Origin of the sequence: Streptomyces sp. NPDC087420 (assembly GCF_044744165.1) — a bacterium.
In the GTDB taxonomy this organism is placed as follows: Bacteria; Actinomycetota; Actinomycetes; order Streptomycetales; family Streptomycetaceae; genus Streptomyces.
The window spans coordinates 117,658-131,622 of the sequence record NZ_JBIUXU010000018.1; the positions used below are offsets into that span (position 1 = coordinate 117,658).

Sequence of the window (13,965 nt, forward strand, 5' to 3'; positions counted from 1 at the left end):
CCCTCACCTCGGCGCCGCTCACCTGGGGTCCCGCCACATCGGTCGCAGGGACGGGCCGCCGTCCGGGAGCACGATGTCCTCGCCCAGCCGGCTGAAGCCCGTCGCCCGGCACGACGCCTCTCCGCCCGGTGAACTCGTCTCGGCGTAGGTCCCGTACCCGTCCCGGTCGGCGCGTGCGAGCAACTCGGCCAGCAGCGCGGAGAGCAGCCCGCGCCGCCGGTGCGCACCGCGTACGGCGGCGAACGACGCGTAGTAGTGGTCGGGCTCGGCCGGGTGGCGCTCGGCCTGGAGGCGGACGATGGTCCCCAGCGCCGCCGCGTGGTCACCCAGGGCGGCGCCGAACCGTGCGGCGAGTTCGTCCTCCCGCCGGTCCACCTCCCGCGAGGCGCCCGGAGGCAGGAACAGGACGACGGCGTTGCCGCAGGGGGAGACGGCCACCCCGTCGTAGTCGTGCGAGATCTCGACGAAGACCTTGAAGAGGCCGGGCAGCAGTTCGGCCCGGCGCGCGTCGTCCGCGACGATCCAGCGGGTCAGCGGATCGTCGTGGAAGGCCTCGGCCATCAGTGCGGCCAGAGCGTCCGTATCGGACCTGGCGGGTCGGCGCAGGACACCGCGCGGCGGACGTTCGATCGTGGACAACGGATTCCCTCCGGAAGGCGTTGCGGGGGCCGGGACTACTGCTCGTGGCCGCTGACCGCGAGCCGCTCCACCCGGGCGTGCAGGTGGTCGAGGTAGTGCTCGGCCTCCGGCTTGATCAGGACACTGCGCATCACCCGTGCCGTATCGGCGTCGCGGACGATCCGCGGATGCCGGCGTACGAACGCCTCGGCGTCCGTACGCAGCACGCTCAGGAAGACCGGCTCCTCGGGAGCGGTCATGCCGTCTCGCAGGAGACGGGCGGACGCTGCGTCCACGGCGGACAGCGTGGCCGGCCGGGTCGCGGGAAAGTACGTGACGATGTCCAGGTCGGGCCGCTGGTAGAGCTCCAGGGCCGGCGAGTCCTCGATCAGGTCCGCCCACCGCAGGGCCGCGCGGCGGTCGGCCGCGAGGATCGCCCCGAACCCGTCCGGGGTCAGCGGGAGCAGCTGGAGCGTCAGCCACAGGCCGGCCGCCGCGGCGCCCGCCCGCGAGCACTCCAGGCTGATCTCGCCCAGGTGCAGCTCGGCCTCGGTGAAGTAGGTGTACGACGAGTCGTGCGCGAAGTGCCGTCCGGCCCGCGGGTCGGCGAACAGCACCGCGCCGCATCCGTAGGGCTGGAGGCCGTGCTTGTGCGGGTCGACCACCACCGAGTCGCACGCGGAGATCGCCTGCCACGGCCGGGGGTCGATGCCACCGGGCCAGGAGCCGGTCCCGTCGGGCGGGGTGCCGGTCCCGTCGGGCGGGGTGCCGGACCCGTCGCGCCGCGGACCGGTACCGCCGGCCGTGTCCGACCGGCCGAGCAGGGCGTAGAAACCGCCGTACGCCGCGTCCACGTGTACCCGCGCTCCGTACCGCCGGGCCAGCGGGAGGACCTCGTGGACGGGGTCGACCGTGCCCAGACCGGTGGTGCCGGTCGTCACCACGACCGTGCCGACCCGGCCCGTACGCAACAGGGTCTCCAGCGCGTCGAGATCGATCCGGCCGTGCGCGTCGACCCCGACCCGATGCCCCTCCACACCCAGCACGCGGCACATCCGCTCATGCGTGTAGTGGCACTCCGAGCTGTACGCGACCCCCCGGTCCGGGTGCAGAAGGCGGGCCACGTAGAGCGCTTCGAGGTTCGCGATCGTCCCACTGGTCGTCAGATGTCCCACGTGCGCGGGCAGTCCGAACATCCCGGCCAGCGCGGCGACACACTCGCGCTCCATCTCCGTGGTGGCCGGGCCGCCCTCGGCCGCGTGGTTGTTGGGGTTGAAGAGCATCGCCGTGAGGTAGCCGACCACGGCCGCCGGGTGGGGCGGCTTCACCATCTGACCCGCGTAACGGGGGTGGAAGAACGGGTAGTTGTCGTCCATCCGCTTGGCGAAACGCCCGAACGCCTCACCGAAGGCGACGTCGTCCACCTGATGGGCGGCATGCGGCTCGAACGGCCCGAACCGCTCGCCGAACCGGTCGGCCACATCCACCGCGCGCGGTAACCAGTAGCGCAGATCCACGGTCAGCTCTCCCCCGCACCCGACTCGGACGTACGACCTGCCGTACGGCCGCGCCGTACGCAGGAGTACGTATACGCGCGCGCCCGCAAGCACGGCGCAATGCCGCGGCGGCCGCCTCGGCCGGTCGTCTTGCGCCCGCCGGACGTACCAGGAGCAGGAGAGCCGGAAGGAGTAGCGCCGGAAGGAGTGGCGCTAGAAGTAGTAGCGCGACACCGACTCCGCCACGCAGACCGGCTTCGTACCGCCCTCGCGCTCGACGGTGACCAGGGCGGTCAGCTGTACGCCGCCGCCCGCCTCCTCGACGCTCTGGAGCACGGCCGAGGCGCGCAGCCGCGAGCCGACCGGCACGGGGGCGGGGAACCTGACCTTGTTGGTGCCGTAGTTGACGCCCATGGTCACGTTCTCGACGGCGATGATCTGCGGTACGAATACCGGGAGCAGCGACAGCGTCAGGTAGCCGTGCGCGATCGTCGTGCCGAAGGGACCGGCCGCCGCGCGCTCCGGGTCCACGTGGATCCACTGGTGGTCGCCGGTGGCGTCGGCGAAGAGGTCGATCCGCTTCTGGTCGATCTCCAGCCAGTCGCTGTGCCCCAGCCGCTCGCCGACGCCGGCGCGCAGCTCCTCGGCGGAGGTGAAGATCCTCGGCTCAGCCATGTCCCTGTGCCTGCCTCTCGAAGTGTCCGGGTGTCTGGCTCTCGACGTGTCCCGGCCCCGTGTCCTGCCCTGCGCCCCGTGGTGTCTAAGCGCTTGCTCAGCATGGGCGGCCGGAAGTGCTCCTGTCAACGCGACCACGCACGCGGACAGTAGGCTCCGAGGGGTGCCGCAGATTCCGGAGAAGATCCATGAACTCACCGTCGGTCAGCTGTCCGCGCGCAGTGGCGCCGCCGTGTCGGCCCTGCACTTCTACGAGGCCAAAGGCCTGATCACCAGCCGCAGGACCAGCGGCAACCAGCGCCGCTACAGCAGGGACGCGCTGCGCCGGGTGGCGTTCGTCCGGGCCGCCCAGCGGGTCGGCATCCCGCTGGCCACGATCAGGGACGCCCTGTCGGAGCTGCCGGAGGAGCGCACCCCCAACCGCGAGGACTGGGCGCGCCTCTCGGAGACCTGGCGCTCCGAGCTGGACCGGCGCATCCAGCAGCTCGGCCGGCTCCGTGACCATCTGACGGACTGCATCGGCTGTGGCTGTCTCTCCCTGGAGACCTGCGTGCTCTCCAACCCGGACGACGTCTTCGGCGACCGGATGACCGGCTCCCGCCTCCTGCCGGGCCGGCTCCCGCCACCCGGGAGCGAGGACGGCCCCACACCCCGGCAGGGCGCGGGGCCGTCTGCTCACTAGTACGGGAGACGGGTCGCTCGTACTCCCGTACGCGAGACGGGTCACTCGTACTCCGTACCGCCCTTGCGGGTCAGATAGGCCGGGCTGACGGCCTTGGCCATCGCCCGGCCGCCGACCACCGGGCTGAAGCGCTCCGTCACCGGACGGATCACCACGCCCTCCCTCAGGTGCAGTGACCGCCCGGAGACCGTCTCGCGTCCGGACGCCGCCTCCAGCACCTTCTCGATCGCGTACGGACCCTCGTACAGCGTGGGCACGAGGGGCAGTTCACCGGTCAGCAGCTCCGCCGGCGACAGCCAGACGACCTGCCCGCCGATCTCCGCCGAGATGTCGAACACCGCGTACCCCAGCGTCGTACCGCGACCGTCCGCGCCGTACGGCAGGTCCTGCACGCCCGCTCCGTACACCTCGCCGAAGACACCGACCCGGCTCGCGCCGAGCTTCTCGGCGAGCCGGGCGGCGACCGCCGGGACGTCATGGGCCCGTACCGCGCGCCAGTACAGATTGCGCGGGTCCTCCTTGAGCGCCAGCCCCTTCGCGCCGAAGCCCTTGGAGGCGACCTGGACCCGGCCGCCGTCGGCCGTGTACGTCAGCAGGCAGGCCGTGCCGTGCAGCTTCTCCGTCAGGATCACCGGCTCGCCCGGCGCGAAGACGTCCGGGTAGCGCTGGATGTTCTCGATGTCGACCCAGGGCAGCAGGTCCGGCGCACGCTCCACCTCGCCGTCCATCGTGGGAGGGACGGGCGGCACCCACTTGGTGACGGAGAGCAGCCCGGCGAAGTCCGTGCCGTCCGCGGCCGCCGCCGCCAGGTCGGTGTCCGCCAGCGCGCGCGGCCGGCACACGATTCCCTGAGACAGCTCGCCGCGCAGCCGCACCGCCTTCACCCGGTCCGCCGCGCGTCCCGCCAGCCTGCCGGTGAGCCCCAGCTCCTCGATCAGCCCGGCGGGCAGGACGGCCTGCTCGGGGATGTAGAGCGCGATGTCACCGGTGCGGTACGCGCCTTTGGCGACCACCGCGCGGTACAGGCCCACCTGGGCCAGCTCCAGCGCGTCCGCGTTCGGATGCGCGTGGATGATCAGTGTCTCGGCGGTGACACGCAGCGTCGACATGGCACTTCCCCCTCGTGCGTACGGCAGTGACCGGTTCCGCCGCCCACTGTGCGGGCGCGGGCCACCGCCGGGCCACCGGATAAGCGCGCCCGGCACCGGGATCCGGTACCGGGCACCTCGCCGATGCCGCGGGGGCGCGGGGGGTCACGCCGCCGAGGCCAGTTCCTTGAGGCGGGCCTTCTTGGCGCGGGCCAGGGTCTCGGTCGTGAGAACGGGCTGCGGCACGACGATGCCGCAGCCCCGGCAGACCGGTCCTGACCAGGGCTCGTTCGAGAGGTCGGGCTGCCAGACGATGCCGCGCTCCGCGCAGACCGGGCAGGCCGTTCCCGGCCCCGACTCCAGTCCGGCGATCAGCCGGCGCAGCACCTCGGCGAGCGACTGCGACGGGTGGACCGCCGGGTTGTCGCACCGGGCCACACCGTTGCCGCCCCAGGTCCGCCGGTGCCAGTCGTCGAAGCTCCCGGGCCGCCGCAGCCCGTCGTGCTTCTCCCGCTTGCGCCGTTCCGCGAATTCTCCCTCGTACGCGAGCCACACGGCCCGCGCCTCTTCCAGTTCGTCCAGCGCGGCCACCAGCCGCGCCGGGTCCGGCGCCCGGTCCTCGGGGCCGATGCCGTGCCGCGCGCACAGATGGTCCCAGGTTGCCCGGTGCCCGTAAGGGGCGAACCGTTCCAGGCACTTGCGCAGTGAATACCGTCGCAAGGCCAGATCGCACCCCGGGTCACGCACCAGTCTCGCAAGACTCCGGAATTTGGCCATGCATGCCACCTCCGTCGCTGATACCTCGGCGTTGAGGAATGGACGTACGCCTGCCCCGTTCGGATCCATCAAAAAACAACTGGCTGGAACGAAACTCCCATAACGCCTTCTATCGAGCAATGTTCGAGGCGGATTCACAGAAAACTCTCACGCGCGGCCGGGAAAAGGTGACTGGTGTTCATCTTACTGATCGCTCCTACCGGCAGTAACGTCCGGCGCATCGGCCTCTCCGAGGAGCCCTCATGCGACGACGCACCGGAAGACTCACGAGCGCCAGAACAGCCCGAACGGCCACCAGATCCCTCCCCGCCAGGACCCTCTCCACGACCGCCCTCGCCGCCGCCGCGGTGTTCGCGCTCGGTGCCGCCCTGCTCTCCCCACCGCCCCGGGCCGCCGCGGCCGACCCCGACTCCGTCCCCGTGGCCGCCGCTGTCGCCGATCACTGCGCCGGCCAGTGCGACGACCTCCTGCCGCCCGGCGAGAACGGCAACGCCACTCTCGCCGAGATCCTCGGCAACATCGTGTTCGGCACCCATCCCGCCCACAGCTCCGACCAGCTGGCCCGGTACGACGCGCTGGTGGCCGGCCGCAACACCCTCACCGACTCGACCCTCACCACGTTCTTCAACGACGCTTCCTTCGGCGTCCCGGCCAACCAGGTCGAGTCCGTGACCACCCCGCGCCCCGACGTCACGATCACCCGCGACAAGCAGACCGGCGTGCCCCACATCAAGGGCACCACCCGCTACGGCACCGAGTTCGGCGCCGGTTTCGCGGCGGGCCAGGACCGGCTCTGGATGATGGACCTCTTCCGTCACATCGGCCGGGGCGAGCTGACCTCCTTCGCCGGCGGCGCCCTCGCCAACCAGGGCCTGGAGCAGCAGTTCTGGCCCTCGGCCCCGTACACGGAAGCCGACCTCCAGGCCCAGGTCGACCGCATCAGGACCACCGAGGGCGAACGCGGCGAGCTGGCCATGGCCGACGCGCAGGCGTATGTCGACGGCATCAACGCCTACCGCCAGAAGGCCAAGGACGGCCGCTACTTCCCCGGTGAGTACGTCCTCACCGGGAAGATCGACTCGATCACCAACGTCGGCGAGATCCAGCCCTTCAAGATCACCGACCTGATCTCCATCGCGTCGGTCGTCGGCGGCCAGTTCGGCGGCGGCGGAGGCGGCGAGGTCCAGGCCGCGCTCTCCCTCCTCGCCTCCCAGCAGAAGTACGGCGTGGCCGAGGGCACCGAGATCTGGGAGTCCTTCCGCCAGCGCGACGACCCCGAGGCCGTCCTCACCGTCCACGAGGGCGAGAGCTTCCCGTACGCGCGGAAACCCGCGCAGCCACGCGGCACCGCCCTGCCCGACCGCGGCTCCGTCCAGACCGAACCGCTCGTGTACGACAGGACCGGCTCGGCCGTCACCCGGGCCAAGGCCCCGGTGAGCGCCCCGAAGAAACTCAAGCCCGCGCAGGGCATCTTCGACGACGGAGTCGTGCCGCCCGGCTCGCTCGACCCGAAACGCGGGATGTCCAACGCCCTCCTGGTCTCCGGCGCCCACACCGCGAGCGGCAATCCCGTCGCCGTGTTCGGCCCGCAAACCGGCTACTTCGCGCCACAGCTCATGATGCTCCAGGAGCTCCAGGGCCCCGGCATCAGCGCCCGGGGCGTCGCCTTCGCCGGGGTCGGGATGTACGTGCAGATGGGCCGCGGCCAGGACTACGCGTGGAGCGCCACCTCGGCGGCCCAGGACATCACCGACACGTACGCGATCGAGCTGTGCAGTCCGGACGGCTCCCCGGCCACCAAGGCCTCCACGCACTACCTCTACCGCTCCGTCTGCACCCCGATGGAGAAGATGGAGCGCACCAACTCCTGGAAGCCGTCGGTGGCCGACTCCACCGCCGCGGGCTCGTACCGGCTCCAGGTCTGGCGGACGAAGTACGGCCTGGTCACGCACCGCGCCACGATCGGCGGCAAGCCCGTCGCGTACACCTCGCTGCGCACCACCTACCGCCACGAGGCCGACTCGATCATCGGCTTCCAGATGCTCAACGACCCCGCGCACACGACGGACGCCGCGTCCTTCCAGGAGGCCGCGCACCGCATCGGCTACGCCTTCAACTGGTTCTACGCGGACTCCCGCACCGCCGCGTTCTACAACAGCGGCCTGAACCCGGTCCGCGCGGCCGGTGTCGACGCCGCGCTGCCCGTCAGGGCGGAGCCCGCGTACGAATGGCAGGACTACGACCCCGGGTTCAACACCGCCGCGTACACCCCGCCCGCCCAGCATCCGCAGTCCACCGGGCAGGACTACTACGTCTCGTGGAACAACCGGCAGGCCAAGGACTACAACACCGCCGCCTTCGGCTTCGGCGCCGTCCACCGGGGCGATCTGCTCGACGGCCGGGTGAAGAAGCTGGTCGCGACCGGGGGAGTGACCCGCGCCTCGCTCACCCGGGCGATGGCCGACGCCGCGCTGACCGACCTGCGCGGGGAACAGGTGCTGCCCGAACTGCTCAAGGTGATCAGGTCCGCCGCCGTCACCGATCCCCAGCTGAACACCGCCGTGCAGCAGCTCGACGCGTGGCGGGCGGCCGGGTCCGAGCGCCGGGAGACCTCCCAGGGGTCGCACACCTACACCCATGCCGCCGCCGTGCGGATCATGGACGCGTGGTGGCCCCGGCTGGTCGAGGCGGAGTTCAAGCCGGGCCTCGGTGACGAGCTGTACGGCGCGTTCACCGACTCGCTGCCCATCGACGAGTCACCGGCCGCCTCCCACGGGCCGACGGGCGCGCACGGGGGATCCGCCTTCCAGTACGGCTGGTGGGGTTACGTCGACAAGGACCTGAGGCAGGTCCTCGGCGACCCGGTACAGGCCCCCTCGCCCCGTACGTACTGCGGGAACGGAACGCTGAGCGGCTGCCGCGACACGCTGCTGACCACCCTCAAGGCGGCCGTGGCGGTGCCCGCCTCCCAGGTCTACCCGGGGGACGACAGCTGCGGCGCGGGTGACCAGTGGTGCTCGGACGCGATCATCCACCGGGCGCTGGGCGGGATCACCCATCCCACGATCAGCTGGCAGAACAGGCCGACCTACCAGCAGGTGGTGGAGTTCCCCACGCACCGCTGAGCACGACTGGGACCGGTGCGGGAACGTGCCCGGCAGGCTGTGCGACAGCCTGCCGGGCGACCGTACCGTCCGGTGTCTTCCACGGCCCGCTCTTCCCCCGCACATACCGACTGGTTAGTCTGCTGAGGTCGACGCAGAGGTCGGCACCGCCCCACGGCAGGACGGCCGGAAGGCCCGGAAGGCAGGTCCCATGAGTTCGGTGCAGGGTGCGCGCGTGGTGGTCACGGGAGCCGGCGGGGGAATCGGCGCCGCCCTCGCCCGCAGATTCGCCGCCGAAGGGGCGAAAGTTGTCGTGAACGACCTCGACGCGGACAAGGCCACCGCGATCGCCGACGACATCGGCGCCCTCGCCGTGCCCGGTGACGCCTCCCTGGTCGTGGAGGCCGCCCGCGAGGCCCTCGGCGGGAGCGTCGACATCTACTGCGCCAACGCGGGCCTGGGCTCGGCCGGCGACGGGCTGGCCGGGGACGAGGTGTGGGCGGACGCCTGGGACGTCAACGTCATGGCGCACGTCCGGGCGGGCCGCGCGCTGCTGCCCGACTGGCTGGAGCGGGGCAGCGGCCGGTTCGTCTCGACGGTCTCGGCCGCCGGACTGCTCACGATGATCGGCGCGGCGCCGTACAGCGCCACCAAACACGCGGCGCTGGCCTACGCGGAATGGCTCTCCCTGACCTACCGCCACCGCGGCCTAAAGGTCCACGCCATCTGCCCGCAGGGTGTCCGTACGGACATGCTCACCGCCGCGGGGAGCGCCGGCGAACTGGTGCTCGCCCCCGGCGCCGTCGAGCCGGAGGCGGTCGCCGACGCCCTGTTCACCGCCATGGCCGAGGACCGGTTCCTGGTCCTCCCGCACCCCGAGGTCGCGGGCTACTCCCAGGCGCGCGCCACCGACCCCGACCGCTGGCTGGCCGGGATGAACCGCGTCCAGCGCGCCTGGGAAGAGGTGGCGGAATGACGGCGTCCGGCTATGCGGCGAAGCCCTGGCTCCACCTGCTGACCGAGGCCCAGCGCGCCCCCGTACACCCGCCGGCCTCCGTGGTGCACGCGCTGCGCACCGCCGTGGCCCGCACCCCGGAACACACCGCGCTCGCCTACTTCGACGGCGGGCTCGACTACCGCGAGACGGACGCGCTCTCCGACTCCGTGGCCGGCCATCTCGCCGCCCGGGGCCTGCGGCGCGGCGACCGGGTCGCGATCATGCTCCAGAACAGCCCGCAGTTCGTCCTCGCGCTGCTCGGCGCCTGGAAGGCCGGCGCGACCGTCGTCCCCGTCAACCCCATGTACAAGTCGGCCGAGGTCGGCCACGTCCTGGCCGACGCCGAGGTCACCGCGCTGGTCTGCGCGGACCGCTCCTGGGAGGCGTTCCTGCGCGACACGGCCGCCGCCTCGCCCGTCCGGATCGTCCTCACCACCTGCGAACGCGACCTCCAGACCCGGGACGACCCCCGCGTCCTCGCCTTCGACCGGCTGCCCGTGCCCGCCGACGCCGACGACCTGCTCGCCGTCGCCCGCCGGGGCCTCCCGCTGCCCGCCGAACGCGGTCCGGCCACCGGAGACGTCGCCCTGATCAGCTACACCTCGGGGACGAGCGGCCGGCCCAAAGGCGCCATGAACACGCACGCCAACATCATGGTCAACGCCGAACGCCAGCGCGCGGGCCACCCGATCGCGCCCGGCGCCTGCTACTTCGCGCTCGCGCCGCTCTTCCACATCACCGGCATGGTCTGCCAGCTGGCCGCCTGCTTCACCAACGCGGGCACCCTCGCGCTCGCGTACCGCTTCCACCCCGGCGTGGTGCTCGACGCCTTCGCCGAACACCGCCCCGCGTACACCGTCGGCCCGTCCACCGCGTTCATGGCGCTGGCCGCCCACCCCGGCGCGACCCCGGGCCACTTCGACTCCTTCCAGGTGATCTCGTCGGGAGGGGCGCCACTGCCGCCCGCGCTGGTGGAGAAGTTCCGCGCGGGCTTCGGCCCGTACCTGCGCAACGGGTACGGGCTCACCGAGTGCACCGCCCCCTGCGCCTCCGTACCGCCGCAGCGGGAGGCACCGGTAGACCCCGCCTCGGGCACGCTCTCCGTCGGCGTGCCGGGACCGGACACGGTCGTACGGATCGTGGACGAGGCGGGCGAGGACGTGCCGTTCGGCGAGCAGGGCGAGATCGCCGTACGCGGACCGCAGGTCGTCCCCGGCTACTGGCGGCTGCCCGAGGCGTCCGGGGCGACCTTCCCCGACGGGGAACTGCGCACCGGAGACATCGGATTCATGGACCGGGACGGCTGGCTGTACGTGGTCGACCGCAAGAAGGACATGATCAACGCGTCGGGGTTCAAGGTCTGGCCGCGCGAGGTCGAGGACGTGCTGTACACCCACCCCGCCGTGCGCGAGGCGGCCGTGGTCGGCGTCCCCGACGCGTACCGGGGCGAGAGCGTCAAGGCGTACGTCAGCCTGCGTCCCGGCACGTCGGCGGAGCCCGGGGAACTGGGCGCGTACTGCGCGGAGCGGCTCGCCGCGTACAAGTACCCGCGCGAGGTCGAGATCCTGGAGGAGCTGCCGAAGACGGCGAGTGGGAAGATCCTCAGGCGGGAATTGCGTTCTCCTTCCGTGTGAGACGCGTCTCAGTCAGGCCCGGGGTTGTGTCCGGAGTGCGGTCCAGACACGTGGCACAGATATGCGTACGGATGTGCGGTACGGAACGAGAGGCAGGTGGCGACTCATGGCCAGGACCACGGAGGCGGGCGGGGCACCCGTTCCCCAGCGGCTGCTGGCCGCCGCCACCCGGCTCTTCGCGGAGCAGGGGTACGACCGCACGTCGGTCCAGGAGATCGTGGAGGGGGCGGGCGTCACCAAGGGCGCGCTCTACCACTACTTCGGCTCCAAGGAGGATCTCCTCCAGGAGGTCTACGCCCGCGTCCTGCGTCTCCAGCAGGAGCGTCTCGACGCCTTCGCCGACGCGGACGAGCCGGTGGAGCGGCGGCTCAGGGGGGCGGCGGCCGACGTCGTTGTGACGACGATCGACAACCTGGACGACGCCGCGATCTTCTTCCGCTCGATGCACCACCTGAGCCCGGAGAAGAACAAGGAGGTACGGGTCGAGCGCCGCCGCTACCACGAGCGCTTCCGCGCGCTGGTCGAGGAGGGCCAGCGGAGCGGCGTGTTCTCCACGGCCACCCCCGCCGACCTGGTGGTGGACTACCACTTCGGCTCCGTCCACCACCTCTCCACGTGGTACCGCCCGGACGGCCCCCTCACCCCCCAACAGGTAGCGGACCACCTGGCGGACCTCCTGCTGAGGGCGTTGCGGCCGTAGGGCGTGCCCGGCTACTCCTGGAGCTTCTCCCGGATCGCCGTCACTGCGGCCGACACGTGCTCCTCGGTGCGCGCCTTGTCGAGGCCGAGCCCGCTGAGCACACCCTTGCCGTCCTCCTGCTCCAGCAGCGCCAGCAACACGTGCTCCGTGCCGACGTACTGGTGGCCCAGCCGCAGCGCCTCACGGAAGGTGAGCTCCAGGGCCTTCTTCGCCCCGGCGTCGAAGGGCACGAGGTCGGGCACGGGCTCACCGGAGGGCTCCGGCAGCGCCCCGGCCACGGCCGCCCGGACCGTCTCCAGCTCCACGCCCTGGGCGACGAGCACCTGCGCGGCGAGCCCCTGGGGCTCGTCGAGCAGGCCGAGCACGAGATGCCCTGTGCCGATCTGTGTGTGCCCCCCTTCGCGGGCCTCGTTCTGGGACGCGACAACAACGTTCCTGGCCCGGGGCGTGAACCTGCTGAAGTCCTGGTTCACGTTCGGCGCCGGCTCGTCCTTCGTCACGAACCGCTTCTGGACGGCCTGTCGTGTGACCCCCATGGACTTGCCGATCTCGGTCCACGAGGCGCCGGAACGGCGGGCCTGGTCGACGAAGTGACCGATGAGGTGGTCGGCGACCTCGCCGAGATGGTCGGCGGCGACAACGGCGCTCTGGAGCTGGTCGAGGGCGTCGCCGTGCACGTTCTTGATCGCCTCGATGAGGTCGTCAAGGCGGACGGGATTGTTCACCTGAGTGGGATTGGCCATGCGTCAACCCTAGGTTGACAGTCCGCAACTGTCAACCCACGGTTGACAGCGAGTGGGCGTCTGCGCCCGGGTGGTGGGCGCGGCTTACCGATGTTCTCAATCGCCGGACGGGCTGGATGGTGCCCCTGCGCGGCCCCCGGCAACAAACCCGCACCCAAAAAGCCAGCCCGCAGCGGGCACAACCAAGCCCGTCCGGCGATTGAGGACAAAGCCCGGCCGCCAGTCCGGGCAGCGTCACAGATACCGAGACAGCTCCCGCCTCGCCAGCGACCGCTGATGCACCTCATCCGGCCCATCCGCCAACCGCAACGTCCGCGCCCCCGCCCAAAGCTCCGCCAGCGGAAAGTCCTGGCTCACCCCGCCCGCCCCATGCAACTGCACCGCCCGGTCCAGGATGTCGACCACCGCCCGCGGCGTCGCGATCTTGATCGCCTGGATCTCCGTGTGCGCCCCCCGGTTGCCCACCGTGTCCATCAGCCAGGCCGTCTTCAGCACCAGCAGCCGCAGCTGCTCGACCGTCACCCGCGCGTCCGCGATCCAGTTCTGCACCACCCCCTGCTCGGCGAGCGGACGCCCGAAGGCGGTACGGGACACCGCGCGCCGGCACATCAGCTCGATCGCCCGCTCCGCCATGCCGATCAGCCGCATGCAGTGGTGGATCCGCCCGGGCCCGAGCCGGGCCTGCGCGATCGCGAACCCGCCGCCCTCCTCGCCGACCAGGTTCGACGCGGGCACCCGTACATGGTCGAAGAGGACCTCCGCGTGGCCGCCGTGCCCGTGGTCCTCGTACCCGTACACCCGCATCGCCCGCCGCACCTCGACCCCGGGCGTGTCGCGCGGGACGAGGATCATCGACTGCTGGCGGCGTACGTCCTCGCCGTCCGGGTCGGTCTTGCCCATCACGATGAAGACCGCGCAGTCCGGGTTCATCGCCCCGGAGATGTACCACTTGCGGCCCGTGACGACGTAGTCGTCCCCGTCCCGCTCGATGCTGGTCCGTACGTTCGTCGCGTCGGAGGAGGCGACCTCCGGCTCCGTCATCGCGAACGCGGAGCGGATCTCGCCCGCCAGCAGCGGCTCCAGCCACTGCTTCTTCTGCGGCTCCGAGCCGAACTGCGCGAGCACCTCCATGTTCCCGGTGTCCGGCGCCGCGCAGTTCAGCGCGGTGGGCGCCAGGTCCGGCGAACGCCCGGTGATCTCCGCCAGCGGCGCGTACTGGAGGTTGGTGAGCCCCGCGCCGTGCTCCGCGTCCGGCAGGAAGAGGTTCCACAGCCCCTGCCGGCGCGCCTCCGCCTTCAGTTCACCCACCACCGCCGGCGTGTCCCAGGGGCTCGCCAGCAGTTCCCGCTGCTCCCGCGCGACCTCCTCGGCCGGATGGACGTACGCGTCCATGAAAGCGAGCAGCCGGTCGCGCAGCTCTTCCGTACGGGTGTCGAATGCGAAGTCCATGG

The 13,965-nt window shown here is 71.6% G+C and carries 12 protein-coding genes; 5 read left to right on the forward strand and 7 right to left on the reverse strand.

Going from position 1 to position 13,965, the window contains the following annotated elements; all coding sequences use genetic code 11:
* Positions 1 to 18: 18 nt before the first annotated feature.
* From ACIO1C_RS32350 to ACIO1C_RS32360, 3 genes are all read right to left on the reverse strand, one after another.
* Positions 19 to 639, reverse strand: a complete 621-nt coding sequence (locus tag ACIO1C_RS32350; RefSeq protein WP_401870335.1) for a GNAT family N-acetyltransferase — start codon at positions 637 to 639, stop codon at positions 19 to 21.
* A gap of 35 nt (positions 640 to 674) precedes the next feature.
* A complete protein-coding gene (locus tag ACIO1C_RS32355; RefSeq protein WP_401870338.1) occupies positions 675 to 2,135 on the reverse strand; it encodes a pyridoxal phosphate-dependent decarboxylase family protein in 1,461 nt (486 codons plus the stop codon).
* Between the two features lie 192 nt (positions 2,136 to 2,327).
* On the reverse strand, positions 2,328 to 2,789 hold the full coding sequence (locus tag ACIO1C_RS32360) for a MaoC family dehydratase (RefSeq protein ID WP_401870341.1): 462 nt from the start codon (positions 2,787 to 2,789) through the stop codon (positions 2,328 to 2,330).
* A 163-nt stretch (positions 2,790 to 2,952) separates the two neighbouring features.
* On the opposite strand from ACIO1C_RS32360, the gene soxR reads away from it, so the two are divergent.
* Positions 2,953 to 3,471 carry a redox-sensitive transcriptional activator SoxR gene (gene soxR, locus ACIO1C_RS32365; RefSeq protein WP_401870343.1) on the forward strand — a complete coding sequence of 173 codons (519 nt, stop codon included), beginning with the start codon at positions 2,953 to 2,955 and terminating at the stop codon, positions 3,469 to 3,471.
* A 41-nt stretch (positions 3,472 to 3,512) separates the two neighbouring features.
* On the opposite strand, the gene ACIO1C_RS32370 is transcribed toward soxR, so the two are convergent.
* Together ACIO1C_RS32370 and ACIO1C_RS32375 are read right to left on the reverse strand one after the other, a co-directional pair.
* The gene (locus ACIO1C_RS32370; RefSeq protein ID WP_401870346.1) at positions 3,513 to 4,580 is read right to left on the reverse strand and encodes an RNA ligase (ATP); all 1,068 of its coding nucleotides are present in this window, start codon (positions 4,578 to 4,580) and stop codon (positions 3,513 to 3,515) included.
* Between the two features lie 144 nt (positions 4,581 to 4,724).
* Positions 4,725 to 5,336 (reverse strand): hypothetical protein, encoded by a 612-nt coding sequence (locus ACIO1C_RS32375; RefSeq protein WP_401870348.1) that lies wholly within the window; start codon positions 5,334 to 5,336, stop codon positions 4,725 to 4,727.
* Positions 5,337 to 5,578: 242 nt separating this feature from the next.
* On the opposite strand from ACIO1C_RS32375, the gene ACIO1C_RS32380 reads away from it, so the two are divergent.
* From ACIO1C_RS32380 to ACIO1C_RS32395, 4 genes are all read left to right on the forward strand, one after another.
* The gene (locus tag ACIO1C_RS32380; RefSeq protein ID WP_401870350.1) at positions 5,579 to 8,461 is read left to right on the forward strand and encodes a penicillin acylase family protein; all 2,883 of its coding nucleotides are present in this window, start codon (positions 5,579 to 5,581) and stop codon (positions 8,459 to 8,461) included.
* A gap of 190 nt (positions 8,462 to 8,651) precedes the next feature.
* Positions 8,652 to 9,416 (forward strand): SDR family oxidoreductase, encoded by a 765-nt coding sequence (locus tag ACIO1C_RS32385; protein ID WP_401870352.1) that lies wholly within the window; start codon positions 8,652 to 8,654, stop codon positions 9,414 to 9,416.
* Positions 9,413 to 11,071: a class I adenylate-forming enzyme family protein gene (locus ACIO1C_RS32390; RefSeq protein WP_401870355.1), complete on the forward strand. Its 1,659-nt coding sequence runs from the start codon at positions 9,413 to 9,415 to the stop codon at positions 11,069 to 11,071. Before ACIO1C_RS32385 ends, ACIO1C_RS32390 begins: the two co-directional genes overlap by 4 nt.
* Positions 11,072 to 11,177: 106 nt before the next feature.
* Positions 11,178 to 11,771 (forward strand): TetR/AcrR family transcriptional regulator, encoded by a 594-nt coding sequence (locus ACIO1C_RS32395; RefSeq protein ID WP_401870358.1) that lies wholly within the window; start codon positions 11,178 to 11,180, stop codon positions 11,769 to 11,771.
* 11 nt (positions 11,772 to 11,782) lie between these two features.
* Here the strand turns inward: ACIO1C_RS32395 and ACIO1C_RS32400 are convergent, their stop codons facing one another.
* The gene (locus ACIO1C_RS32400; protein ID WP_401870360.1) at positions 11,783 to 12,514 is read right to left on the reverse strand and encodes a Clp protease N-terminal domain-containing protein; all 732 of its coding nucleotides are present in this window, start codon (positions 12,512 to 12,514) and stop codon (positions 11,783 to 11,785) included.
* A gap of 234 nt (positions 12,515 to 12,748) precedes the next feature.
* Positions 12,749 to 13,963, reverse strand: coding sequence for an acyl-CoA dehydrogenase family protein (locus ACIO1C_RS32405; protein ID WP_401870363.1), 1,215 nt, complete (start codon positions 13,961 to 13,963; stop codon positions 12,749 to 12,751).
* Positions 13,964 to 13,965 lie beyond the last annotated feature (2 nt).

What these genes read in the sequence shown, in the direction of transcription:
- ACIO1C_RS32360 (WP_401870341.1), bottom strand. Translation starts at nt 2,789, where the DNA reads ATGGCTGAGCCGAGGATCTTCACCTCCGCCGAGGAGCTGCGCGCCGGC.
- ACIO1C_RS32370 (WP_401870346.1), bottom strand. Translation starts at nt 4,580, where the DNA reads ATGTCGACGCTGCGTGTCACCGCCGAGACACTGATCATCCACGCGCAT.
- ACIO1C_RS32375 (WP_401870348.1), bottom strand. Translation starts at nt 5,336, where the DNA reads ATGGCCAAATTCCGGAGTCTTGCGAGACTGGTGCGTGACCCGGGGTGC.
- ACIO1C_RS32380 (WP_401870350.1), top strand. Translation starts at nt 5,579, where the DNA reads ATGCGACGACGCACCGGAAGACTCACGAGCGCCAGAACAGCCCGAACG.
- ACIO1C_RS32385 (WP_401870352.1), top strand. Translation starts at nt 8,652, where the DNA reads ATGAGTTCGGTGCAGGGTGCGCGCGTGGTGGTCACGGGAGCCGGCGGG.
- ACIO1C_RS32390 (WP_401870355.1), top strand. Translation starts at nt 9,413, where the DNA reads ATGACGGCGTCCGGCTATGCGGCGAAGCCCTGGCTCCACCTGCTGACC.
- ACIO1C_RS32395 (WP_401870358.1), top strand. Translation starts at nt 11,178, where the DNA reads ATGGCCAGGACCACGGAGGCGGGCGGGGCACCCGTTCCCCAGCGGCTG.
- ACIO1C_RS32400 (WP_401870360.1), bottom strand. Translation starts at nt 12,514, where the DNA reads ATGGCCAATCCCACTCAGGTGAACAATCCCGTCCGCCTTGACGACCTC.
- ACIO1C_RS32405 (WP_401870363.1), bottom strand. Translation starts at nt 13,963, where the DNA reads ATGGACTTCGCATTCGACACCCGTACGGAAGAGCTGCGCGACCGGCTG.